At 70.5% G+C, this 23,214-nt stretch carries 27 protein-coding genes and 2 tRNA genes; 11 read left to right on the top strand and 18 right to left on the bottom strand.

What is annotated here, in order from left to right; all coding sequences use genetic code 11:
* Positions 1-38 precede the first annotated feature (38 nt).
* From BJP65_RS12745 to BJP65_RS12735, 3 genes are read right to left on the bottom strand one after another with little or no spacing between them, the layout of a single operon-like run.
* A complete protein-coding gene (locus BJP65_RS12745; RefSeq protein ID WP_055838936.1) occupies positions 39-359 on the bottom strand; it encodes a hypothetical protein in 321 nt (106 codons plus the stop codon).
* The gene (locus BJP65_RS12740; protein ID WP_070409390.1) at positions 356-928 is read right to left on the bottom strand and encodes a hypothetical protein; all 573 of its coding nucleotides are present in this window, start codon (positions 926-928) and stop codon (positions 356-358) included. Before BJP65_RS12740 ends, BJP65_RS12745 begins: the two co-directional genes overlap by 4 nt.
* Before the next feature lie 4 nt (positions 929-932).
* Complete coding sequence (locus BJP65_RS12735; protein WP_070409389.1) at positions 933-1,475, bottom strand: RNA polymerase sigma factor; 543 nt, start codon at positions 1,473-1,475, stop codon at positions 933-935.
* Positions 1,476-1,597: 122 nt separating this feature from the next.
* Here BJP65_RS12735 and BJP65_RS12730 point away from each other — a divergent pair, with 122 nt between their 5' ends.
* The 5 genes from BJP65_RS12730 to BJP65_RS12710 all read left to right on the top strand — a co-directional run bounded on the left by BJP65_RS12730 (position 1,598) and on the right by BJP65_RS12710 (position 5,554).
* On the top strand, positions 1,598-2,026 hold the full coding sequence (locus BJP65_RS12730; RefSeq protein ID WP_055838946.1) for an Asp23/Gls24 family envelope stress response protein: 429 nt from the start codon (positions 1,598-1,600) through the stop codon (positions 2,024-2,026).
* Between the two features lie 130 nt (positions 2,027-2,156).
* Entirely contained in the window at positions 2,157-2,999 is an 843-nt protein-coding gene (locus tag BJP65_RS12725; RefSeq protein WP_070409388.1) for an NAD(P)-dependent oxidoreductase, read from the top strand.
* 173 nt (positions 3,000-3,172) lie between these two features.
* Positions 3,173-3,427 carry a hypothetical protein gene (locus BJP65_RS12720; protein WP_055938680.1) on the top strand — a complete coding sequence of 85 codons (255 nt, stop codon included), beginning with the start codon at positions 3,173-3,175 and terminating at the stop codon, positions 3,425-3,427.
* 75 nt (positions 3,428-3,502) lie between these two features.
* The gene (locus BJP65_RS12715; RefSeq protein WP_258027472.1) at positions 3,503-4,912 is read left to right on the top strand and encodes an NAD(P)/FAD-dependent oxidoreductase; all 1,410 of its coding nucleotides are present in this window, start codon (positions 3,503-3,505) and stop codon (positions 4,910-4,912) included.
* A 12-nt stretch (positions 4,913-4,924) separates the two neighbouring features.
* Entirely contained in the window at positions 4,925-5,554 is a 630-nt protein-coding gene (locus BJP65_RS12710) for a TetR/AcrR family transcriptional regulator (RefSeq protein WP_070409386.1), read from the top strand.
* Between the two features lie 58 nt (positions 5,555-5,612).
* Here BJP65_RS12710 and BJP65_RS12705 read toward each other — a convergent pair whose 3' ends face one another.
* Positions 5,613-6,932 carry an MFS transporter gene (locus BJP65_RS12705; protein WP_070409385.1) on the bottom strand — a complete coding sequence of 440 codons (1,320 nt, stop codon included), beginning with the start codon at positions 6,930-6,932 and terminating at the stop codon, positions 5,613-5,615.
* A 124-nt stretch (positions 6,933-7,056) separates the two neighbouring features.
* Between BJP65_RS12705 and BJP65_RS12700 the strand changes: the two genes are divergently transcribed.
* On the top strand, positions 7,057-7,449 hold the full coding sequence (locus BJP65_RS12700; RefSeq protein WP_070409384.1) for a PaaI family thioesterase: 393 nt from the start codon (positions 7,057-7,059) through the stop codon (positions 7,447-7,449).
* Between the two features lie 84 nt (positions 7,450-7,533).
* Here BJP65_RS12700 and BJP65_RS12695 read toward each other — a convergent pair whose 3' ends face one another.
* Positions 7,534-8,469 carry an aldo/keto reductase gene (locus BJP65_RS12695; RefSeq protein WP_070410004.1) on the bottom strand — a complete coding sequence of 312 codons (936 nt, stop codon included), beginning with the start codon at positions 8,467-8,469 and terminating at the stop codon, positions 7,534-7,536.
* A 122-nt stretch (positions 8,470-8,591) separates the two neighbouring features.
* Between BJP65_RS12695 and BJP65_RS12690 the strand changes: the two genes are divergently transcribed.
* Complete coding sequence (locus BJP65_RS12690) at positions 8,592-8,789, top strand: zf-TFIIB domain-containing protein (protein ID WP_070409383.1); 198 nt, start codon at positions 8,592-8,594, stop codon at positions 8,787-8,789.
* 40 nt (positions 8,790-8,829) lie between these two features.
* Here the strand turns inward: BJP65_RS12690 and BJP65_RS12685 are convergent, their stop codons facing one another.
* The 4 genes from BJP65_RS12685 to BJP65_RS12670 form a co-directional block, all read right to left on the bottom strand.
* Entirely contained in the window at positions 8,830-9,996 is a 1,167-nt protein-coding gene (locus tag BJP65_RS12685) for a thiolase family protein (protein WP_070409382.1), read from the bottom strand.
* Between the two features lies 1 nt (position 9,997).
* Entirely contained in the window at positions 9,998-10,645 is a 648-nt protein-coding gene (locus BJP65_RS12680) for a 3-oxoacid CoA-transferase subunit B (RefSeq protein ID WP_070409381.1), read from the bottom strand.
* Positions 10,642-11,388: a 3-oxoacid CoA-transferase subunit A gene (locus BJP65_RS12675; RefSeq protein ID WP_070409380.1), complete on the bottom strand. Its 747-nt coding sequence runs from the start codon at positions 11,386-11,388 to the stop codon at positions 10,642-10,644. Before BJP65_RS12675 ends, BJP65_RS12680 begins: the two co-directional genes overlap by 4 nt.
* Before the next feature lie 162 nt (positions 11,389-11,550).
* On the bottom strand, positions 11,551-12,333 hold the full coding sequence (locus BJP65_RS12670; protein WP_070410003.1) for an IclR family transcriptional regulator C-terminal domain-containing protein: 783 nt from the start codon (positions 12,331-12,333) through the stop codon (positions 11,551-11,553).
* A 332-nt stretch (positions 12,334-12,665) separates the two neighbouring features.
* Here BJP65_RS12670 and BJP65_RS12665 point away from each other — a divergent pair, with 332 nt between their 5' ends.
* Positions 12,666-12,965: a hypothetical protein gene (locus BJP65_RS12665; protein ID WP_070409379.1), complete on the top strand. Its 300-nt coding sequence runs from the start codon at positions 12,666-12,668 to the stop codon at positions 12,963-12,965.
* A gap of 9 nt (positions 12,966-12,974) precedes the next feature.
* Here the strand turns inward: BJP65_RS12665 and BJP65_RS12660 are convergent, their stop codons facing one another.
* The 4 genes from BJP65_RS12660 to BJP65_RS16630 form a co-directional block, all read right to left on the bottom strand.
* On the bottom strand, positions 12,975-13,874 hold the full coding sequence (locus BJP65_RS12660; RefSeq protein ID WP_070409378.1) for a MerR family transcriptional regulator: 900 nt from the start codon (positions 13,872-13,874) through the stop codon (positions 12,975-12,977).
* Positions 13,875-14,058: 184 nt separating this feature from the next.
* Entirely contained in the window at positions 14,059-14,361 is a 303-nt protein-coding gene (locus tag BJP65_RS12655) for a hypothetical protein (protein ID WP_055838980.1), read from the bottom strand.
* A gap of 113 nt (positions 14,362-14,474) precedes the next feature.
* The gene (locus BJP65_RS12650; protein ID WP_156784891.1) at positions 14,475-14,714 is read right to left on the bottom strand and encodes a hypothetical protein; all 240 of its coding nucleotides are present in this window, start codon (positions 14,712-14,714) and stop codon (positions 14,475-14,477) included.
* 77 nt (positions 14,715-14,791) lie between these two features.
* Entirely contained in the window at positions 14,792-15,142 is a 351-nt protein-coding gene (locus BJP65_RS16630; RefSeq protein ID WP_156784890.1) for a hypothetical protein, read from the bottom strand.
* A gap of 275 nt (positions 15,143-15,417) precedes the next feature.
* Here BJP65_RS16630 and BJP65_RS12645 point away from each other — a divergent pair, with 275 nt between their 5' ends.
* Positions 15,418-15,990 (top strand): GAF and ANTAR domain-containing protein, encoded by a 573-nt coding sequence (locus tag BJP65_RS12645; protein ID WP_181015931.1) that lies wholly within the window; start codon positions 15,418-15,420, stop codon positions 15,988-15,990.
* 30 nt (positions 15,991-16,020) lie between these two features.
* The gene (locus BJP65_RS12640) at positions 16,021-16,851 is read left to right on the top strand and encodes a GAF and ANTAR domain-containing protein (RefSeq protein ID WP_070409375.1); all 831 of its coding nucleotides are present in this window, start codon (positions 16,021-16,023) and stop codon (positions 16,849-16,851) included.
* Between the two features lie 405 nt (positions 16,852-17,256).
* On the opposite strand, the gene BJP65_RS12635 is transcribed toward BJP65_RS12640, so the two are convergent.
* The 4 genes from BJP65_RS12635 to BJP65_RS12620 all read right to left on the bottom strand — a co-directional run bounded on the left by BJP65_RS12635 (position 17,257) and on the right by BJP65_RS12620 (position 19,974).
* Positions 17,257-17,330, bottom strand: a tRNA-Met gene (locus BJP65_RS12635).
* 33 nt (positions 17,331-17,363) lie between these two features.
* Positions 17,364-17,435, bottom strand: a tRNA-Thr gene (locus BJP65_RS12630).
* Between the two features lie 67 nt (positions 17,436-17,502).
* On the bottom strand, positions 17,503-18,921 hold the full coding sequence (locus tag BJP65_RS12625; RefSeq protein WP_070409374.1) for a M23 family metallopeptidase: 1,419 nt from the start codon (positions 18,919-18,921) through the stop codon (positions 17,503-17,505).
* Between the two features lie 252 nt (positions 18,922-19,173).
* Positions 19,174-19,974 carry an inositol monophosphatase family protein gene (locus BJP65_RS12620; RefSeq protein ID WP_055838988.1) on the bottom strand — a complete coding sequence of 267 codons (801 nt, stop codon included), beginning with the start codon at positions 19,972-19,974 and terminating at the stop codon, positions 19,174-19,176.
* 61 nt (positions 19,975-20,035) lie between these two features.
* Between BJP65_RS12620 and BJP65_RS12615 the strand changes: the two genes are divergently transcribed.
* Positions 20,036-21,619 (top strand): NAD(P)/FAD-dependent oxidoreductase, encoded by a 1,584-nt coding sequence (locus BJP65_RS12615; protein ID WP_070409373.1) that lies wholly within the window; start codon positions 20,036-20,038, stop codon positions 21,617-21,619.
* Here BJP65_RS12615 and BJP65_RS12610 read toward each other — a convergent pair.
* Positions 21,561-23,198 carry a PLP-dependent aminotransferase family protein gene (locus BJP65_RS12610; RefSeq protein ID WP_070409372.1) on the bottom strand — a complete coding sequence of 546 codons (1,638 nt, stop codon included), beginning with the start codon at positions 23,196-23,198 and terminating at the stop codon, positions 21,561-21,563. The two genes, BJP65_RS12615 and BJP65_RS12610, sit on opposite strands and share 59 nt — an antisense overlap.
* Between the last annotated feature and the right edge of the window lie 16 nt (positions 23,199-23,214).

Here is a 23,214-nt window from a genome sequence, read left to right as displayed (position 1 = left end):
AGCGTAGGCCGCTCCGCCGACACGCGGCCGCGAACGTCCTACGAAGCGGGCGCCACGAGTCGCGCGACGCGCACGCGGACGGTCGAGGGCACCTCGTCGCGCGCGGCCCCCCGCGCCGCGATCGCGACGGCGGATGCCACGGCTCCGGCGTCATCGTCGGCGGAGACGCCGACGCAGACGGTGATGGCCCGGGCTCCACCGGCCTGTTCGACCTCGGCGAGAGACCCCTCGACGTCGGCGACGTGCTCGTAGGCCCGCGTCACCACGGGACGTGCGGAATAGCTCTCTCGCACGCCCTCGACGGCCGTGACGGCGAGGTCGATGCGCGGCGCGAGTTCCGCGGCGGAGATCCCGGTCATTCGTCTTCTCCCTCGTCGAGGTGCACGTCGCCGACGGTGACGTCTACACGACCGACCCGCAGGTCGCCGTGCCGTTCGATGGCCGAGCGGATGCCGTCGCGCATCTCGTCGACGGCCTCGGTCATCGCGCGCCCGAACCGCACGCTCACGGTGACCCGCACGTCGAGAGGCGCCCCGGGCTCGACGTGGTCGAGACGCACGCGGCCCACCAGGAGCCCCTCGATGCCGTCGCCCACCGAGCGGATGAGCTCGTAGATCGCGCCCTCGGTGACCACCAGTTCGACGCCCTCGTCGGACTGCGCCAAGGGGATGTCGCGGCCGGCACGGAACTCCCGCATCACCTCGCGCATGATGCCGTCGTACCAGGACTCCGCGAGCGGTTCCGCGGCCTGCTCGTCGACGATCGCGCGCGAGAGCTGCCCCATGCGCTGCATGGAGGCCAGGATGGCCTGGCACTCCGCGTTCCGTTCGATGGCGTTGATCCGCGGCACTCGGCCGCGATCCAGGTACGCGGAGAGGTCCTCGAGCGAATAGCCCGAGCCCCCGATGTCGTCGCTGTGCTCGTTCATCCGGTCACCTCCACTCCTGCATGCGGTCCAACACGGTCTTGCGCGCCCGGGCGAGTCGGCCGCGCACGGTTGCCGCGGGCTCCCCCACCTCGATGGCGATCTCGTCGTAGCTGTGGCCGCCGATCTCGCGCAGCACCCACACGACGCGCAGTTCTTCGGGGAGATCCGCCAGCACCTTCTTCAGCGCGTCCATCTGCGACGATGCCACAACTGCGCGCTCCGGGTCGTCTGCCGCCGACACCATCTCTTCGTCGATCTGCTCCGAGATCTTGCGTGAACGCATGCGGTCGGTCACCTTGCGCGACACGATCGTGGTCAGCCAGCTACGCACCTTCTCGGGCTCGGTGAGGTCGGGCAGGCGCCGCCATGCGGTGATCAGTGCTTCTTGCACGCAATCGTCGGCGTCGGCCCGGGAGCGCGTCAGGCGCGTCGCGAACGCGACGAGGAAGGGCGCATGGCGACGCACGAGAACCCCGAAGGCGAGCTGGTCGCCGTCGGCCGCGCGTGACGCGAGGAACGCGTCGGTGGCGGAAGACAAAGAGGGCATCGCGGTTCCTGTCAGCAGACTTTCAGCCTCGTGCTCGTGACGTTTCACGAGTCGAGCCCGTCCCCATAGCGAAACACCCCGGACCCGATTCGGTCCGTGATCTTGACGAAAGGATGTTCCTCATGGCAAGCACCGACACCCCCACGCCCGCCACCCGCACCGACGCCCGCCGCGACGGCGGTACCACCGTCATCGTCGACCCCGTCGTCGCCAAGGTCGCCGGCATCGCCGCGGCGCAGGTTCCGGGCGTCCACGCCCTCGGCGGTGGCGCTGCCCGTGTCATCGGCAACATCCGCCAGGCCGTCGGCGCGAAGGACTACGCGCAGGGAGTGAGCGTCGAGGTGGGCGAGACCGAGGTCGCCGCCGACATCTCGATCCAGGTCGACTACCCCGAGCGCATCCAGCGCGTGGCCGCGAACGTGCGTTCTGCCGTGCAGCAGGCCATCACCGAGATCGTCGGCATGAAGGCGGTCGAGGTCAACGTGACCGTCGTCGACGTGTTCATCCCCGGCGACGACGAGGACGAGCAGGAAGAGGCGCGCGTCAACTGACGCCACCACGGGCCCGCGAGCGCATCGCTCGCGGGCCCTACGCATCGTCGCGCGTCTCGGCCACCCCCGTGTCGATGTCGGCGGATGCCGTTACCTTGGGCGACACCGTCTCCCGATACGAAGGATCCCCATGCGCATCGCCCTCACCGGTTCATCCGGAAAACTCGGTACCGTCGTCGCCCGTGAACTGCGTGCCGCCGGCCACGAGGTCATCGGTCTCGACGTGCGCGGCGAGCGCGGTCCCGGCTTCGTGCAGGTCGAGCTGACCGACTACGGCCAGGTCATCGACGCCCTCGCGGGGGTGAACGACCAGCACGACGGCTTCGACGCGCTCGTGCACCTCGGCGCGATCCCCGCCCCCGGCATCCGCTCCGACATCGCGACGTTCCACAACAACATGACGAGCACGTTCAACGTGTTCTGGGCGGCCGTGCGGCTCGGCATCCAGAGAATCGTCTACGCCTCCAGCGAGACCGTGCTGGGACTCCCCTTCGACGTCCCGCCGCCCTATGTCCCCGTCGACGAGCAGTACCCGGCGCGTCCCGAGTCGGTGTACTCGCTGGTCAAGACGCTCGAAGAGCACCTGGCGACCGAGCTCGTGCGGTGGCACCCCGAGCTCTCGATCACCGCGCTGCGTTTCTCGAACGTCATGGTCCCCGACGACTACGCCGAGTTCCCCTTCGACGCCGACGCCCGCACCCGCAAGTGGAATCTGTGGGGGTACATCGACGCCCGCGACGGCGCACAGGCCGTGCAGCGCGCGCTCGAGAACGCGCCCGCCGGCTTCGACACGTTCATCATCGCCGCGGCCGACACCGTCATGACCCGCCCCAACGGCGAACTCGTCGACGAGGTCTTCCCCGGCGTCGAGACGCGCGGCGACCTGGGCGAGAACACGACGCTGCTGTCGATCGACAAGGCCCGGCGAGTGCTCGGGTACGACCCGCAGCACTCCTGGCGCGACCACCGCTGAGGCGAGTCGCCCGCTGCGCCACGCCTCGAGCGGGCGCCGCGGGCGATCTCGGGCCAGCGGCGCAGCGCACCGGAGGGTGGGATGCCGCCGCCCGACATCGGCCACGTGAGCACGACGGTCTGGGACTGCGCGAGTCTGGCCCCCGCCCGGCGGGCGCGTGTCAGACTCGCACCATGGACGCCGACGAGCCGATCATCCCCCTTCCGACGGCGCACGAGAAAGAAGTGAACTTCCTCGCCCGGAGCGGCGCGGTGGTCACCCTGCGGCTCATGGACACCGGCCGCTTCGAGGTCAAGCTCGACACCCGTGGCGACTACACCGCCGTCCTGCTGCATGACGGCGAGACGTTCGAACTGCACCCGGCTCCGGGCGTGCGCGCGATCGGCGGAACGGGCCTGACCGCCACCGATCTGTACGAAAGGTTCTGAGCCCGCGCGCAACCCCCACCGTCGTCCGGGTCGATCGCACTTGACTGGTGCTCTCACTCACCGACGGGGGATGCCGTGGACCACGAGCTCGACTCTTACGACATCGCCGTGATCGGCGCCGGTCCCGCGGGAACCGCGGCGGCGCTGCGTGCGGCCGAACTGGGCGCCTCGGTCGTCGTGCTCGAGGCCGGGCGCGTGGGCGGCACGTGCGTCAACACCGGGTGCGTCCCCACCCGCGTGCTCGCCAAGGCCGCGCGGCTCATGCGCGAGACGCGCGCGGCCGACGACTACGGCATCGTCGTCGACGAGCCGCGCGTGGATTGGCCCGCCGTGGTGGCGCGCGTGCACGAGAGGGTGGATGCCGTGCGCTCCATCAAACGCGAGGCCGAACGCTTCGCCGCCGCCGGTGTCGACCTCGTGCACGAGGGGCGCGCGCGCTTCGCCGACGAGCACACGCTCGTGCTCGACAGCGGTCGCCGCATCCGCGCCGAGAACATCCTCGTGTGCGTCGGCGGGCACTCCCGTCGGCTGCCGATCCCCGGCGCGGAGCTGGCCACGGTACCGGAAGACGTGCTCTCGCTCGCCGAGCTCCCCCGCCGGGTCGCCGTCATCGGCGCCGGCAACACCGGGGCGCAGCTGGTGACGGTGTTCCGATCCTTCGGCTCGGACGTCACGCTGCTCGACGTCGCTCCGCGCGTGCTGGTCGCCTCGGATGCGCGCATCTCCGAGGCCATCGCGGCCTCGCTCACCGACCACGGCGTCGACGTGCGAACGGGGATCGACACGGTCGAGCGGATCGACCGTACCGACGAGGGGTCCCTCACGCTCACCTGGCGCGAAGCCGACGGATCGCACTCGCTGGAGGTCGACGTCGTCATCATGGCCACCGGCTGGCCGGCCGACGTGGAAGACCTCGGGCTCGAGAACGCCGGCGTCGACGTCGAGCGCTCGGCGATCCCGGTCGATCGGTACTTCCGCACGATCGTGCCGCACATCCTCGCCGTCGGCGATGCCAACGGCCGCGACATGCTCGTGCAGGCGGCGCAGTTCGAGGGCGAGGCCGCGGCCGAGAACGCCGTGCTCGGCGCCAACCGGCGCACCCCCCACCACCTGTTGCCGGCGGGCGGGTTCACCGACCCCGACTACGCCGGCGTCGGCTTCACCGAGGAGCAGGCGCGCGACCGCGACCCCTCGTGCGTCGTGGCGACCGTGGACTTCGCCGACCTCGACCGCGCGGTGATCGACGACCGCGAGCGCGGCTTCCTCATGCTGATCGCCGACCGTCGTCGCGAGCTGATCCTGGGGGCGCACGCGGTGGGCGAGAACGCCGTCGAGGTCATCCAGTCGGTCACGACCGCGATGGCGGCGGGGATCGACGTCGCCACCCTCGCGGGCGTGCGTTTCGCCTACCCCACCTATAGCGCCGTGATCGGAAACGCCGCTCGCGCCCTGTTGCACGCGGACTCCCCCGCCCTGCTGGAGTGACACACTGAAACCGTGACCGCGCCCGAGCCCGTGACGACCCCTACGACCGCCGACGCCCCCGCGCGTCGCGGCCGCCCGGGTTACGACCGTGAGGGTCTTCTCGCCGTCGCGGTGCAGCTGTTCAACGAGCAGGGGTACGACGCCACGAGCGTCGCCGACATCGCACGCCGCCTGGGCCTGACGAAATCGGCGCTGTACCACCACTTCTCGTCGAAGCAGGAGCTGCTGGCGGTCGCCCTCGACGCCGCTCTCGGTGCGCTGGAGGCCGTGCTCGAGCAGTCCGGCGCCCGCGAGGGCGCGGCATCCGATCGCCTGCGCTTCGTTCTGACGGGGGCCACCGACGTGCTGGTCGCGCAGTTGCCCGCGGTCACCCTGCTGCTGCGGGTGCGCGGCAACGGCGACGTCGAGCGGGCCGCCCTCGAGCGCCGCCGCGTCTTCGACCACCGCGTCACCGATCTCGTCGCCGCCGCGCAAGCCGAGGGCGGGGTGCGCGACGACGTCGATGCCGCGGTCGCCGCCCGGCTGCTGTTCGGCATGATCAACTCGGTCGTGGAGTGGTACCGACCCGGCGGAAGCGTCGACGGCGACCGTCTCGGCGCCGACATCGTACGCATCGCCCTCGACGGCCTGCGCACGGACTGAGACCGCACGCCGGAGGGGCCCCGCACCGCGCGCGAGGCCCCTCGATCGGCATCCGGGGTCAGGCCCGTAGGTCGACGCCCTTGGTCTCTTTGATGAGCGAGACCGCGGCGAGCGAGACGAGGGCCGCCACCGCGATGTAGAGGCCGATGGTCCACGACGCTCCGGTGGAGCGCAACAGCGCCTCGGCGATCATCGGGGCGAAGGCGCCGCCCATGATCGCCCCCAGGGCGTACCCGATCGAGACGCCCGAGTACCGCACGTTCGCGGGGAACATCTCGGCGTACAGCGCCGCCTGGGGACCGTACGACAGGCCGAGGCCGAGCGTCATGACGAACAGGGCGACGAAGTACCAGACGATGTTCCCGGTGTCGATGAGGAACCACATCGGCACCGCCCAGACCGCGAGGATCAGGTAGCCGATCTGGAAGGTGCGCACGCGTCCGAGGCGGTCCGAGAGCCGGCCGCCCCACAGGGTGAAGACGAGCCAGCCGAAGGATGCCAGGGTCGTCGCCAACAGGACGGTGGGGCGTTCGAGTCCGAGCGCCGTGACCGCGTAGGTCGCGAAGAAGGCGATCAGCAGGTAGCCGGCGGCGTTGTTGCCGATGAAGACGAAAGCGGTCAGGGCGACCTGGCGCCAGTTCTTGCGGAACAGCTGGCCGAGAGGGGCCGACGATTCCTTGCGGCGACGCACGAGGTCTTCGAAGACGGGGCTCTCCTCGACCGAGCGGCGGATGACGTAGCCCACGACGATCAGCACGATCGAGAAGAGGAACGGCACGCGCCAACCCCAGGCGAGGAAGGCTTCGGCCGACATCGACGAGGTGAGGATCCACAGGGTGGCCGTGGCGAGGATCATGCCGATCGGGACGCCGATCTGCGGATAGGCGCCGAAGTAGCCGCGACGGTTCACCGGCGCGTGCTCGACCGAGAGCAGAGCCGCGCCGCCCCACTCGCCACCGGCCGAGAAGCCCTGCAGCACACGCAGCAGGATGAGCAGGATGGGGGCGCCGATGCCGATGGCCGCATACGTGGGCAGCACTCCGATGAGGGCCGTCGACACACCCATCATGATGAGGGTCAGCACGAGCATCTTCTTGCGCCCCAGGCGGTCGCCGAGGTAGCCCGCGACGACCGCGCCGAGGGGGCGGAAGAGGAACGAGATGCCGATCGTCGCCCACGACAGCACCTGCGCGAGTCCGGGATCGGACTGCGCGAGGGGCGCCAGGAACAGGGGCGCGAGCACGAGGCCCGCCGCCTGGGCGTAGATGAAGAAGTCGTACCACTCGATCGAGGTGCCCACGAGGGTGCCGGCGAGGACGCGCCGTTCCTCGCGTTTCAACCCGGTGGCGGGGACGGTTGCGGCGGTCTGCGAGGCCATGAGAACTCCATCGTTCTGTGGGGCAGGGGCGGGAAGACTCGATCAGCACTATTACCAACCGAGCGTTCAGTAATAGTGTCAGAGGTGCGCGACCCGAGCAAGGGCGACGCGGAAGGAGACAACGATGACCCCCTGGACCATCGTCCCCGGCGCGCTCGACGAGCGCCTCGGCATCACGATCACCGCGCAGTCGGCGGAACGGGTGGCGGCCGACATGCCCGTCCGCGGCAACACCCAATCACTCGGGCGTCTGCACGGGGGCGCCACCGCCGCCCTGGCCGAGGCCGTCGGCTCGTGGGCCGCGATGATCCACGCGAGCACCCTGGGCAAGGTGTGCGTCGGCGTCGACCTGAACATCACGCATCACCGCGGGGTGCGGTCCGGTTCCCTCCACGCGGTCGCCACGCCCGCGCACCGGGGTCGTCGGGTCGCGACGTACGACATCCGCGTGACCGACGACGACGATCGACTCGTCGCCACGGCCCGCATCACCAACATGATCGTCGACGCCGACTGAGCCCGGCCCTCCGCCGCGCACGACCCGCGCCGCGCCGCGCCCTCGCCGTCCGACGCCCCGGGGAGCGACCGGAGCACGCCGTGATCAGCGCCAGGGGCGCTCCGACCGGCGTCGCCAGTACTCGTCGGGCTCGACCGCCCATCTTCGGCGCGTGGCCTCGTCGATAACGACCGGGCGCGCGTCGACGCCGCGGCGGAGCTGCCCCGGCGTGCTCGCCCCGCTCAGCACGATGTCGGCCCACGGCTGTGCCCGTGCCACGCCGAGCGCGAAGGCATCGGGAGAGACTCCGGATGCCGCCGCCACGCGGTCGGGGTCGGCGGGAGTCGCCGCGAGCTCGCCGTTGGCCAGGGCCTCCTTCACCACCACGGTCCATCCCGCATCGTGGGCGCGCGCCAGGGCGGGAGCCGCCGACGGCTCGAACAGGTTCCACGTGGCCTGCACGGCCGAGAACGGCGAATCGGGCAGATCCCTGGCCGCATCGACGACGCGTGACTGATGCGGACCGCTCGTCGACAGCCCCACGCGCACGCCGCTGCCCGCCAGCCCGCGCAGTCGGCCGAGCAGGACGGCGTCGCTCAACGCCGGGCTCTCGGGCGTCACGGAGTGGACGAGGTACAGATCGGGCGCCGATCCCAGCGCCTCCAGGGTCTCGGGCCATTGCCGGTCGAACATCGCGACGGAGTGCTCTTTGCGCTCGTGCACGGCGGCATCCATTCGCCACCCGCCGACGTAGGCGTAGCCCCACTTCGATCCGACGGTGAGCTCGGCACGCCGCTCGGGATGCCGCGCGAGCCACGCGCCGAGGAACCGCTCGGCGTAGCCGTACGACCGCGCCGCATCGACGACGCGGATGCCGAGGGCCCACGCCTCGTCGAGCAGCGCGTGCGCGCGCTGCTGCAGGGCCTCGACGGAGCGGTCGGCCGGGTCGCCCAAGTCGTCGTCGCGCCCGGTGGTGATGTAGGCCGGGCGGCCGACGGCGGCGAGACCGAGGCCGAGTCGCGCGGCGGGGAGGTCGTCCATGAGACGACCGTAGCGGCGACCACCGACACCCCGGTGGACGAGGAACAAGCCGAAGGGCGACAGAGTTGTGATTCCTAGACGCCGGGCGACGCCCGCGACCCACGGTGACGAGCGGAACGGTCATGACCTACAGAGACCCCTACGACGAGGGCGCGCAGCCGATCTGCCCCTCGTGCGGCGTGACGATGCATCCGCTGCTCGAAGAGGGCGGCGGGGCCGACGAGTGCCGGGAGTGCGGTTTTCAGCTGGAGTGGTCCGAGCCCGGTTCCCCACGCGACGACGGCGATCGCCCGCGGGATCGCTGGGCCGACGAGTCGTGACGGCCTGAACCGCCCTCGACCCCGAGCGAGGCGCGGGGCCCTACCGCTCCAGCACCACCGCGAGGCCCTGACCCACGCCGATGCAGATCGCCGTCACCGCGACACCGCCGCCGCGGCGCTTCAGTTCGTGCGCGGCGCGGGCGATGAGGCGTCCGCCCGAAGCGCCGAGCGGGTGCCCGATGGCGATCGCGCCGCCGGTCTCGTTGAGTAGCTCCGGGTCGAGCTCGGTCCAGAGCTTCGCGCACGCGAGCGACTGCGACGCGAACGCCTCGTTCAGCTCGACGAAGGTCACGTCGGCCCACGTGCGGCCCGCGCGGGCGAGCGCGCGGTTGGCCGCTTCGACGGGCGCGATGCCGAAGACGTCGGGATCGTTGCCGAACGCGGCGCGGCCCGCGATTCGCGCCAGGGGCTCGGCATCCAGTGCCCCTTCCGCGCCCAACAGCACGGCCGAAGCGCCGTCGTTGATGGGCGAGGAGTTGCCCGCCGTCACCGTGCCGTCCTTCTGGAACGCCGGGCGGAGCCCGGCGAGCACGTCGGCGGTGGAGTCGTCGCGGATGCCCTCGTCGCGGGCGAGCGCGTGACCCTCGACCTGCACGATCTCGTCGTCGAAGCGCCCCTCGGCCCAGGCGGCCGCCGCGAGACGGTGGCTGCGGGCGGCGAAGGCGTCCTGCTGCTGGCGCGAGATGTCGTAGATCTCGGCGAGCTTCTCGGCGCTCTCGCCGTTCGAGATCGTCCAGTCCGTGCGCAGGCGCGGGTTGGTCATGCGCCAGCCGATCGAGGTGTTCCACATCGTCTGATTCGCGGCGGGGAAGGGCCGCGGGCTCTTCTCGACCACGAAGGGCGCGCGGGTCATCGACTCGACGCCGCCCGCGAGGATCACCTCGGCATCACCGGCCTCGATCGCGCGCGAGCCCTGGATCACGGCATCCAGAGACGAACCGCACAGGCGGTTGATGGTCGTGCCGGGCACCGACGAGGGGAAGCCCGCGAGCAGCGCGCCGAAGCGCGCCACGTTGCGGTTGTCTTCGCCGGCCTGATTGGCGTCCCCGAAGACGATGTCCTCGATGCGGGCCGGGTCGATCCCCGTGCGTTCGACGACGGATGCCATGACGGTCGCCGCGAGATCGTCGGGGCGCACGTCGGCGAAGGCCTTGCCGTGGCGCGCGAAGGGGGTGCGGACGGCGTCGTAGACGAACGAAGCGGGCATGTCAGGCGTCCTGTTCGATGAGGGTGAGACCGAGCAGGGTCTCGATCTCGGCGTGCGTGTTGTCGCCGAAGAGCTCCCGTACGCGGAAGCCCTCGGCGGTGACGTCGAAGACGCCGTGGTCGGTGTAGACGCGCGAGACGCAGCCCACGCCGGTGAGCGGATAGGTGCACGCGGCGACGAGCTTGGGATCGCCGGACTTGGTGAGCAGGTCGGTCATCACGAAGACGTCCTTCGCGCCGATGGCGAGATCCATCGCCCCGCCGACCGCGGGGATCGCCCCGGGCTCACCCGTCGACCAGTTGGCGAGGTCTCCCCCCGCCGACACCTGGAAGGCACCGAGCACGCAGACGTCGAGGTGGCCGCCGCGCATCATCGCGAACGAGTCGGCGTGGTGGAAGTACGCCGCCCCCGCGAGGGCGGTCACGGGCTGCTTGCCCGCGTTGATGAGGTCGGGGTCGACGCGTCCACGCTCGGGCGCGGGGCCCATTCCGAGCATGCCGTTCTCGGTGTGCAGCACGATCTCGAGACCCGCGGGCAGGTAGTCGGCCACGAGGGTGGGCGCCCCGATGCCGAGGTTCACCACGGCGCCTTCGGGGATGTCGGATGCCACCCGCGCGGCGAGATCCGTGCGGGAGATGCGGGTGGTCACTGTGCTGCCCCTTCTTCGGCCAGAGCCCGGCCCTCGATGTCGACGCCACCGACGAAAGCTCCCTCGCGGAGCCACCGACGCTCACCCACCGAGACCACGCGGTCGACGTAGAGGCCCGGGGTGACGACGGTCTCGGGGTCGAGGGTGCCGAGTTCGACGATCTCGTCGACCTGCACGATGGTCGTGGTGGCGGCCGCCGCCATGATCGGTCCGAAGTTGCGCGCCGTCTCGCGGTAGACGAGGTTGCCCCACCGGTCGGCGGCGCGGGCGCTGATCAGCGCGGCATCCGCGTGGATGGGGTACTCGAGCACGTAGTCGCGGTCGCCGATGCGCCGCGTCTCTTTGCCCTCAGCCAGCTGCGTGCCGAAGCCGGTGGGGGTGAAGAACCCGCCGATGCCGGCGCCCGCGGCGCGGATGCGCTCGGCGAGATTGCCCTGCGGCACGAGCTCCAGCTCGACCTTCCCCTCACGGTAGAGCCGGTCGAACACCCACGAATCGCTCTGGCGGGGGAACGAGCAGATCATCTTGCGCACCTGCCCCGCGGCGAGCAACGCGGCCAGGCCCGTGTCGCCGTTGCCGGCGTTGTTGTTGACGACGGTGAGGTCGCTCGCGCCGTGCGCGATGAGCGCGTCGATCAGTTCGACGGGTTGACCTGCGCGACCGAAACCGCCGATCATCACGGTCGCACCGTCGGAGATGCCGGCGACGGCGGTCGCGAGGTCGGGAACGGTTTTGTCGATCATGCGGAGAACCTCCCGTTGTTCGCCTGGCGCACACTCGTACGTCTTGCGAACACAATACTCCCGCCGCGCGCGGGCGACAAGGGTCGATCGAGCACGGCACCTCGCACGAATCCATGGCATCCGGACCCGCGCTCGGTCGCGCCGCGGGACAGCGGCGCCCGGTCAGACGAGTCGGATGTCCGCGTCGATCTCGGCGGCGGCGGCGCGCAGGGCTGGCAGGCAGGCATCGCGCCATGCGTCGGCGTCGCCGCGGGCGCTCGCCGAGATGTTCACCGCCGCCACCACGGCTCCCGAGCGGTCGTGCAGCGGAGCGGCCAGCGACCGCAAGCCCTCCTCGAGCTCTCCGTCGACGAGCGCCCACCCCTGGGTGCGCACCGCGTCGAGTTCGGCGACGATCGCGTCGACGTCGGTGCGGGTGCGCGGGGTGAGGCGTTCGGGATGCGACGCCGCGACGACCTCGCGCGCACGCTCGGCGGGGATCGCCGCCAGCAGCACGCGCCCCATGCTGGTGGCGTACGCGGGAAACCGCGTCCCGATCGTGATGCCGACGCTCATGATCCGCCGGGTGGGGACGCGGGCGACGTAGACGATCTCGGCGCCGTCGAGCACGGCGGCCGAGACGCTCTCACCGACCTCGCGAGACAGGTGTTCCAGGTGCGGCTGGGCGAGAGCGGGCAGCGACAGGGCCGAGAGGTAGCTGAAACCCAGCTCCAGCACGCGCGGGGTGAGCGAGAAGACGCGACCGTCGGCGCGCACGTACCCGAGGGTCTCGAGCGTCTGCAGGAAACGTCGGGCCGCCGCGCGGGTGAGGTCCGCCCGACGGGCCACCTCGCTGAGGGTCAGGGCCGGGTGCTCGGCGTCGAAGGTACGGATGACCTCGAGGCCGCGGGCCAGCGACTGGACGAACTCGCCCGTCGCACCCTCGCCGTCGCCCGTCGCGCTCACGCGGCTCACTTTATCGGGGCGTCGACCTCGCGCTCGCCGGACGCACGTGCGAGGGGCGGTTGCGTTCGCCGAACGGACGAAGCACCTGTGCGCCTCCCTGACCGGGCGCCTCACGCCGTCATAGCGGGCGACCACGCTCTTCAGGTGGAACGCACGTCGAAGGGCACTCTCGATACACAGGCCACGAAACGCAGTCTGGCGCATGGCCGCGCCCACACGGGCATACCGTCAGCCCAGGGGCGCACACGCCACTGCCTCTCCGGGACCCGCATGCAGATCATTCGCGGCGGACGTGAGTTCACGACCGGCCCGGGCCGAAGAGGAGTACGCAGATGATCGACCCTTCCCCGCCCTCGTCGACGCCGTTGGAACGTCAGCTCGTCGAGATGATCACTCGAAATCTGCTCACTCGCGAACCCCGATCGGTCATGGACGAGCTGAGAGCCGCCGCGGGTGACGACGTCGAAACCCTGGCGAAGGTGTGCGGCGAGGTGGCCGGTTTCTGCCGCGATGAGCGGACCTCGACGATGTGCGACGCGCTCACGACCGAGATACAGGGCGCAGCCGTGTGGGGAGAGAAGGGCCGGCAACGGCGCGCCCGCGCAACGAAGTACAGCGCCGCGGACGAGTGACCGTTCGCGTCAAGGAACCGGCACCTCCGACGACCCGAGGCGCACCGCCAGTTCCATGCAGCGGAGGCGTGCCGGAGAGAAGTCGTAGGGCATCGCCCAGATGATGTCGGCCGCGCTCTGCGCGCGCGCCTGCCTCGCGGGGTGAGGGTCGGGCACCGTGTCGACGCCCTCGGGCGGGTGCGACTCGTCCCAGGCCTCGAAGAGGGCATCGTCTTCCTCGAACTGGCCGGACTCTTCGACGACGCGCATCAGCGCGGTCTCGAAAGCGTGCCGCTCGGCGGCGATCTGCGCCACCCGGGGGTCATCGACGGCGACCAGGTCGTCGAGCGCTTCCTCGGCGGCAGAGACGCGGTCGGACTCGGCGCGCAGATCGGGGTGCAAGGCCAGGGCGACGAAACGGCCCGCCTGAACGGCGGCGCCGAGCGGACCGAAGATCCGCTCGGTGACCAGCAGCACGTCGAGGTCGTCTTGGCGGAGCGAGCCCTCGGGAGCGCCCTCGAGGCGGCGCGAGACGATGTCGTCGAGCAGCCCACGCCGGCTGCCGCGCGTGCGCATCCGCTGCACCGCAGCCCTCTTCCGCTGCAACTCGGCTTCTTGCGCGGCAAGGGCCTCGTCCAGGCGTGCGAGGACGCTCTCGACCGCCTCGTCACCGCCGTCCTCGCCCGGCGCCGCGTCGGCGAACGCGTCGCGGATGTCGTCGAGGGCGATTCCGGCGTCGGTCATCCGCCGGATCCAGAGCAGCCGGATGACGTCTTCGTACCCGTATCGGCGGCGACCGTCGGCGCCCCGCTCGCGCTCCGGCAGCAGATCGACCTGGTGGTAGTGCCGGATCGCCCGGGGAGTGATGCCGACGAACGCCGCGGCGTCGCCGATCAGGACCTGACGGGGCGGGACGGGGAACGGGCGCATGGGGGACCTCTCGGAGTGAGCTGCGATGGACAGGCTTCGAGCAGATCACATGACGTTGCGAGAGGTGCAAACGGACCACAGGGCGGATCCCGACCCCGCCCGCACGCGGCGCGCCGTCTTGCCGGAACGTCTCCCGCCGGCGGATGCCGGGGTCGAAGTGCGTCGCCAGGGTCGGCCTGCTGCGTTAGATGAGGTCCACGTAGCCGCTGGCGTACGGATCGATGTCGCCCACATGCGCAGTCGGACGGGTCGCGTCGATGATGTCGGCATCCACCCGCACCGTCTTCGCCGAGATCGTCACCGGGGTCGTGGAGCTGAAGAAGATGCTGAGCCGCTGGCCTCCGTCGACGGACACGTCGACGAACCCTCCCCCGGCTCGAACGACTTCGGTGATATCCCGTTTCAGATTGCCGACCGTCTCGAGGGGCGCAAGCGCATGCGTGACACCCTCAACGCTGATGTGCAGCCGTTCGATGGTGTGGGACATACCCCGAAACCTAGGCCCGTCGTCGGCGTTCGAGACCGGGGTTGCGCTATCGCGAAACGGCGCGGCTCGCGCGAGCGCGCTGCCCTCCGGGCAGATTCACTGAGCACGGGACGTCATCGCAGGAAGACCATGCCGGTGAGAGCGAGAAGCACCAGCAGAGACGAACCCCCGACGGCGAGGAGGTTGCGGGAGAACGTCGCCGGGGAGCTGCGACGTGCGCCGCTCGCCTCGACCGTGCGCGCCTGGGCGCCGGCGAGCGTGTGGTGTCGTCCGATCGGTGTCGCCGTCGCGTCGAAGGAGATGAAATCGCCATCGGGCGTGTCGACGACGTGTCCGAGAACGCGCTCATCCATGACGAGCACGTAATGGCCGGGCTCCTCGACGCGCCACCCCGCGACGGCGGCACCGCCCAGCCTGCTGATCGAGCACCTCAACGCGATCCCGATGACGCCGTGACGAACGGGGCGGCCGTCGGTGTCGCGATCGGATTCACGCGGTCGAGGGTGAGACCGGTCGGCGAGGCGGCGTCCGCCATCAGTCGGTCCAGTATCGCCGGATCGAGGCGGATCTCCCGCGCCGCGCCGATGACGAACATCAACGGTATCGAGGGGTGAAACCAGAGAGAGGAATGGTCCCCCGCGGTATCGCGGGGGTGACACCACGAGGCCAGAAATTTCTCGCGTCGACGGAGTTTCGCGACCGCGACGACTTGCAGATACGCAAGCGGAAGATCTGAGAGGAATATCGGCTCGCGAGCCGAACCATAAAACAAATGCCCCACGACGTGCCCCGATCCGCGCGAAAAAGAAAGTCGGCCGGGGACTGGGGACAACTGCGCACACAATACGGCGACCGGCTCCGAAAGATCAAGGGCCGCGTCGAACCGCTCGCAGAAAGTCGACGCAAAGGAGTGGGCGGGAGGCCGTACAGTGAGATCGAGGCGTTCCCGAGACCTAGGTCCTGCCGTTTGCCCAGGTCAGGAGCATCATGTCGACGTCTGCACCCTCGTCTGCGTCCCTGTGCATGTGGTTCGTGTCGACTCTTCCCGTCCAGCACGTGGCCATCTCGACGCTGAGCGATCCGTTCGAGTTGGGCATTGTCTGCGCGAGCGACGATGTCGCCACCGAACTCGAGCAGACACAGCTCGATCTGGGATTCGGGCCCGGCTGGCAGGCGAAGACGGCGCGAGTTCCGACGCTCCTCCCTGACGTGGAGCACGCTCACCCCGCTGCGTGGTCCGCTCTTCTGACCGCGGCTCATGCTCACCGGATTCGAGCCGTGTACGCGTTCCCGATGACGGTGGGAGCAATAGATGTGGGGGTTGTCGATCTCTATGCGACGACCGCGCACGCCTTGAATACGCGGCAGGTCGAGAATGCCTGGGCGATGGCGGGTGTCGCTGCCGTTCGCGTCGTCGATCGGATTCTCACCGAACTGAATTTTCCTCCCAGCCCGCAGGGTCTGCCAGGGCGATTCATTCATCAAGCGACGGGGATGGTGATGGCACAGTTGCGGGTGCCCTCGACCGATGCGCTTGTCGTGATACGCGCCCACGCTTTTTCCACGGGCACGTCGATTCCCGACGTCGCGGAGGCCATCATCCGACGTGACATCGATTTTTCGGTCTGACTGCGGAGCAAAGGAAAGTACATTTCCGGTATGACGAAGACGACGCGAGAGAGAGAACTGGTCGATACGTTCGTCGAACTCGCCGACACGATGGTCAGCGGCTACGACGTCGTCGACCTTCTGCACCGACTGGTCACCCGGTGCGCCCAGACCCTGAACGTGGCGGGAGTCGGCATCCTGATCCCGGATGCCGACGGAAACCTCGAGGTGGTGGCGTCGACCAGCGAGCGAAGTCAGCTCATCAGCCTTCTGCAGTTGAGTGAAGACCAGGGGCCGTGCGTAGACGCGTACCACTCCGGAGAGCCGGTCACCGTCGTCGACATCGCCGGCATCCAGGAGCGGTGGCCGCGGTTCGCTCGCGCAGCCGGCGAACTCGGGTATCGATGGATGCACGCGATCCCGTTGAGGCTCCGTGACGAGGTCATCGGCTCCCTGAACCTCTTCGGCGATCACGCCGCAGCGTTGAGCGCCGATGACGCGTTGGCGGCTCGCGGACTGGCGGACATCGCCACCATCGGCATTCTGCACGAGAGGGCGTTTCGCGAAGCCGACCTCGCGCGTCGGCAGCTGCAACGTGCGCTGGACAGTCGGATCGTCATCGAACAAGCGAAGGGGATCCTGTCGCACGTTCATCACATCGATATGGATGCCGCCTTCCACCAGCTGCGTGAACGCGCTCGAAGCACTCAGCAGAAGCTGTCGGATGTCGCTCGACGAGTGATCGAGGACGCGACGGAGGGCCGCAGTGCTCCGGGTGGAGTGGCGGACGATGCCCGCCCGTCTCTCATCGACAGGGGCTCCCCCGAAGTACGGGGGCCGGAGGCACGGGGTCGTCAGGACGGCGACGAGAAGACGTTCTGACGCTCGCGCGTTCCTCGCCCTGCACCTCGACCGACCGCGCAAGACGGGGGATTCGCGCTGTCGCGCGCGACGGTTACTGCCACCGGCTCATCGCTGCGTTCTCCCAAAAAAGAAAGCTTTGTCCCCCATTTGGGGGACAAAGACGTGTAGCGTCTGGAATGTCCCCGCCGTCAGGCACACAACCGCCCCCCTTACTGGCGGCGGGGAATAATCCTCCGAAACGCCTCGACCCCGGCATCGAGAATCACCTCGCGCCGGCGTGAAGGTCGAGAACGTCGCCGAGAATGACCTCCGCGTCGGCATGGAGGTCGAGAGCGTTTGTGAGTATGCGGGGTCTGCGCGGGGTTGACCGTACCCGCGAACACGACAAAGCCCCCGAGGATCATACGATTCCGGGGGCTGACGTAGCGGGAGCGGGGCTTGAACCCGCGACCTCACGATTATGAGTCGTGCGCTCTCACCAACTGAGCTACCCCGCCGCACAGCATTCCGATGACGATGAGAATGCCTTGAGCCCCGAGTCAGGATTGAACTGACGACCCCTTCCTTACCATGGAAGTGCTCTGCCACTGAGCTATCGGGGCGTACCCGGATCACTCCGGGCAACTAGAAGAGAATATCAGACCGCGACACTCTCACACGAATCGATGATCACCCTCCGGCGTGCTGACGCAGCCAGACGATCGGGTCGATCGGCGTGGTGCCGTTCTGCAGGATCTCGACGTGGGTGTGCGCACCGAACGACCGACCCGTGTTGCCGGTGCGTCCGAGGAACTGGCCGACCTTCACGTGCTGACCCTGCGTGACCTGGAGCGAGCCGTACTGCATGTGTCCGTAGCGGCTCGAGACCAGTTGTCCGTCGATCTCGTGATCGATGAGCACGGTGACGCCGAAGGCGCCGCCCTGCTCGGTCGCGATGCGCACGGTGCCGTCGGCGATCGCCTGCACGGGCGAGCCCTCACCGGGAACGAAGTCGGCGCCCTCGTGCATGGTCCCGTCGCGCATGCCGAAGCCGTACGTGATCGGCACACCGACGGCGAAGGGCCACTGGATGGGCGCCGTCGGGTCGTTGACGTAGAAGTTCGAGGGGTTCGTGATGCCCGAGTCGGCCGCCATCTTGGCGTACGTCGTCGCGCTGTATCCATCGGCACGGTCGACCACGGCGGCCTGCGCCTGCGCGGGAGCGACGTACGCCTGGATCGCGTCCGTGGCGTCGCCGCCCTGCACGTCGCCACCGAGCGCGAGGCGCGTCGTGGCGGTCGCGGGGGCGGTGACACTGTCGGTGCCGTTCGCCGAGGCGAGCGCGCTGACCGGCATGGTCATGCCCACGGTCAGCAGGCCGACGACGCCCATGACGCCCACCGAGAACGATGCGGTCGCGATGCGGCGCACGTTCCGACGCGTGCGGGGAGCGGCGGCCGCGGCGGGCAGCCCCTCGACGACGGGCTCGGATGCCGTGGCGACGGGCGCGGGCCGCTGAACGGCGGTCTCACCGGTGAACGCGAAGAGACGGGCGGCCGAGGCGAACTCGTCGGCGGAGTCGTCATCGGTGGCCGTCGGGGTCGCGGGCACGCCATGGCCCTCGGGCGACGCGGCATCCGGCATCTCGACGGCGGGCGATGCGTCATCGGCCTGGGTGCTGTCGATGATGACCGCGGCCTGCGGACGACGACGCGCGCGTCGCGTCACGGGCAGGGTGATGGGAGAGGTGGGCAGCGCCACGGGGGTGGTGGCGACGTCGGTGTCGGCGCTCTGCAGGATGACGGCGACATCGGCGTCGGCGGTGCGGCGCTCGTCGACGACGGTGACCTCGAGGGCGTCGGCGTCGGCAGCGGCATCGGGCGCCGAGACCTCGGGGAGCGTGGGCTCGATCGTCGCGGCGATGACCGTCTCGATGACGGCGGCGGCGACGGTCTCGAGCATCTCGGACTGCGCGGCGACCTCGGCGTCGACCGGGGCGGGCTCCGACGACATCTGTGCGGTGGGGGCCGCGTCGTCGATCGCCGTCGCGGCGACCTCGCTGCGCGAGTCGTCGCTCTGCGCGGTGTCACCCACCGTGAGGCGGCGCATCTCGGCGCGGGTCAGCCGGGGAGCGGTTTCGGAGGCGGGAACAGCGAGGGGGCGACGAGACCGCCGAGTATGGGCAGGCTCAGTCGAAAAGGCTTCTGACGGCAACGCGCGATGGCTCTCGTGTCGTGTCGCAAGCGCGACGGCTTCGGGCTGTGGGGCTTGGCCGTTTCCGCGGGTTCGGGTCGCGGAAAATAACGAACAGGTAACCACACTACCTCGGGCGGTCTGGGAAAGCCATGAGCGCCCCGGGCGTCACCCCTCGATGTCGAGCAGCGGCTCGAGGCGCGCGTAGAACGCCGCGCCCGCCGCGATGACCATTCCGTTCCCCGGACGACCACCCGGCGCGCCACCCACGACCCCGCCCGCTTCCTCGACGAGGAGGGCTCCCGCCGCGTGATCCCAGGGCTGCGTTCCGCGCTCGTAGTAGGCGTCCATGCGGCCCGCGGCGACCGAGGCCAGGTCGAGCGAGGCCGCGCCGATACGGCGCACATCGCGCGCGATGGGCATGACGCGCGACAGCTGCGCCAGCGCCGGACCGTGCGTCGCGGGGTTGTACCCGAAGCCCGTGGCCACCAGACCGCCCGCCTCTCCCACGTGGGCCGAGACCGAGAGACGCTGATCGCCGAGCCAGGCTCCCCCGCCGCGCGAGGCGCGGAAAAGCTCACCCGTCACCGGGTTGAAGACGACGCCGGCGATCGCCGTCCACGTCGCGGTGTCGGCGGTGCCCTCGACCGCGGCGATGCTCACGGCCCAGGCGGGAATGCCGTAGGCGTAGTTGACGGTGCCGTCGATCGGATCGACCACCCAGGTGATGCCGCTCGTCCCCACGTCGGCGCCGGACTCCTCGCCGAAGAAGCCGTCGTCGGGACGCACCCGCGCGAGTTCCGCGCGGATGAAGGCTTCGACCTCGCGATCGGCGGCGGTGACGATGTCGGCGGCGGCCGACTTGGTGGCGGCCACCGTCACCCCCTCGATGCGGCGACGGTGCGCGAGTTCGCCCGCCTCCCGAACGATCCGCGTGGCGATGTCGAGCAGTTCCGCAGCGAGAGTCATGGCATCCACGCTACTGCGCCACCCCCTCCGCAGAAGTCGTCGCCGTCGTTAGCGTGGATGCATGACCGCTTCGGATACTCGCCGGTACGACGTCGTCATCGTGGGAGGAGGGCACAACGCCCTCGTCGCCGCGGCCTATCTCGCCCGCGCCGGGCGCCGCGTGGTGGTGATCGAGCGATCGGATGCCGTGGGCGGGGCCGCCGTGTCGGAGCGCCCGTGGGCCGGGGTCGATGCCCGCCTCTCGCGCTACTCGTACCTCGTCAGCCTGCTGCCGCAGAAGATCATCGACGACCTGGAACTGCGCATCGACCTGCGTCGGCGTCGCTACTCGTCGTACACACCCGACCCGCACGACCCGACCCGTGGCATCCTCGTCGACACCCAGGATGCCGCGGCGACCGCCGCCTCGTTCGTGCGCACCCTGGGCGAGACCGGGGAGGCCGAGCGGTTCGCCGCGTTCGGCGAACGCCTGGCCCCGCTGGGGCGCGCGGTCTTCCCCACCATGACCGGTCCCCTGCCGACGGCCGACGAGGTGCGCGAGAGCGTGGGCGACGATGAGCTGTGGACGGCGCTGACCGAGCGTCCGCTCGGCGACCTGCTGCGCAGCGCGCTCGACAGCGATCTCGCCCGCGGCATCGCTCTCACCGACGGCCTCATCGGAACCTTCGCCTCGTCGGACGACCCCTCGCTGGCGCAGAACCGCTGCTTCCTGTACCACGTCATCGGCGGCGAGACCGGGCACTGGGACGTGCCGGTGGGCGGCATGGGCGCCGTCGCCGCCGAACTAGAACGCGCGGCGCGCGACGCCGGTGCCGAGATCGTCACGGGCACCGACGTCATCTCGATCTCGCCCGACGGCGACGTGCACACGATGACCGACCGCTCCGAGGTGTACCACGGCACGCTCGTGCTGAGCGGAGTCGGTCGCGCGGTGCTCGACGACCTGCTCACCGCGGGGGGATCCCCGGCGAGCGCAGCCGAGGCGCCCGAGGGCGCGCAGGTCAAGGTCAACATGCTCCTGTCGCGGTTGCCGCGGCTGCGCGACTCCTCGGTCACCCCCGAGGCCGCCTTCTCGGGCACCTTCCACGTGAACGAGACGATGACCCAGTTGGATGCCGCGTACGTCGCGGCATCCGGGGGGCTCATCCCCGAGCCGCTTCCCGTCGAGATCTACTGCCACTCGCTGACCGACCCGTCGATCCTCGGCGACGACCTGCGGGCGAGCGGGGCGCAGACCCTGACGATGTTCGGCCTGCAGGTGCCCCACCGCCTGATCGACGACACCGATCCCGTCGCCGCGGGAGCGCGCCTGCTGGCCGCGGCGCAGCAGTCGCTCGACTCGGTGCTGGCCGAGCCGCTGCGCGACTGCATCTTTCGGGCGCCCGACGGGCGGCTCTGCATCGAGGCACGCACGACAAGCGACCTCGAGCGGTCGCTGAATATGGTGGGCGGCGACATCTTCCACGGCGGGCTGTCGTGGCCCTGGCTCGCGGCGCCGGCCACGACGCCGGCGGCGCGGTGGGGCGTGTCGACCCCGCACTCGCGCGTGCTGCTCTGCGGCTCGAGTGCGCAGCGCGGCGGCGCCGTCAGCGGGATCGGCGGGCAGAACGCGGCGATGGCGGCGCTCGAGATCCTGGAGGGGTGAGGTACGCGGTGCGGTCGGCGACGGCTTGCCCCTCCGGTCGACGACGCGCCGTGGGAGCGCCCTCACGCGCGGAGCCCTCAGCTCGGCTGGGTTCGGGCGTCGGGGTCGGCGCGTGGCCCCGGCGCGCGTGCGTCCGCAGAACGGTGAGCATCACGCCGACCGCCTCGACGAGCGCGACCGTCGTGGGCTCGGCGTATCCGAAGACGATCCCCGCCGGGGCCTCGGAGCGCGCGGAGACGACGCCGGGATCGCTCGCCGCTGAATCGGCGGACCCAGCGGAGTCACCACCCACCGCGTAGCCCGCGAGCGGCGCGACGCGGATGCCGCGCGCGAGCAGCTCCGAGACGACGGCGTTCTCGGCGCCTTCTCCGCCGCCCGTCAGCAGCGCCACGGCGTGCAGTCCGCCGTCGGTGGCGGCCAGCTCGACGCCGGGCACACCCGCGAAGGCCTCGAGCAGCAGGCGGCGCCGATGGCGGTACTCGCGCCGCCGCCGCGCGGTGTGGCGGGCGAGGGCTCCTTCGGCCAGGTACAGCGCGAGCGCGTGCTGCTGCACGAGCGAAACGGGAGAGTCGAGGTCGTCGCGCGCCGCGCGGATGCGTTCCCCCACCGCGCCGGTCGCGACGATCCACCCGCACCGCACGGCCGGGGTGAGCACCTTCGACAGGCTTCCGATCAGCACGACCCGCGCCGGATCGAGCAGGTGCAGCGGCGGAAGCGGCGCGCGCCCGTGGGGGAACTCGCTGTCGTAGTCGTCTTCGACGACGACCACGTCGTCCCGCGCGGCCCAGGCGAGCAGGCGGGCGCGGTCCTCGGCATCCAGACGACTCCCGAGGGGGTAGTGGTGGTTCGGGGTCACGATGACGGCGTCGAGATCGCGCTGCCGCTCGAGCGCGTCGAGGTCGAGCCCCGAGCCGAGACGGACCGGCACGGGGACGGCCTCGATCCCCAGACGGCGCAGGATCATGCGCACGCGGGGGTAGCCCGGGTCTTCGATACCGACGCGCAGGCGCTGCCGGTCACCGCGCGGCGCGAGCGCGATCAGCGTCAGCAGCATCGCGTCGCTGCTGCCCGCCGTGATCAGCACGTCGCCGACCGAGACGTCGACGCCGCGCGTACGCCCGAGGTGCCGCGCGATCTCGGCCCTCAGCGCCATGGCGCCCGCGGGGTCGGCGACGTCGGCGACGGGATCGGTGGCGCTCGCCCGCCGCCAGGCGGAGCGCCACGCGGCATCGGCGAGGCCGGTCGTGCCCGGGCGCCCGGGCCGCAGGTCGAGCACCGCGGGTTCCACGACGAGGCGGTCGGGCGAATCGGCCGCCGCGACGGGCGCGCGCACGGCGATGTCGGCGACGACCGTTCCACCCCCGGGCCGCGTGAGCAGGTATCCCTCGCCCGCGAGGATCTCGTAGGCCGCGACCACCGTTCCCCGCGCGACCCCCAGGTCGGCCGACAGTGCCCGCGTCGAGGGGACCGCCTCGCCACCGGCGACGCGCCCCGCGAGCACCGCCGCACGCAGACCGTGCGCGAGTTGCTCGTGCAGGGGCACGGCGGAGGATCGATCGAGGACGCCGAGGGAGATCACGGCGACAGTCTCGCAC

The sequence above is a fragment of the Microbacterium sp. BH-3-3-3 genome (assembly GCF_001792815.1).
Taxonomy (GTDB): domain Bacteria; phylum Actinomycetota; class Actinomycetes; order Actinomycetales; family Microbacteriaceae; genus Microbacterium.
The sequence above is the reverse complement of the archived record's forward strand: the minus strand, read 5'-3'. Positions and strand labels throughout refer to the sequence as shown.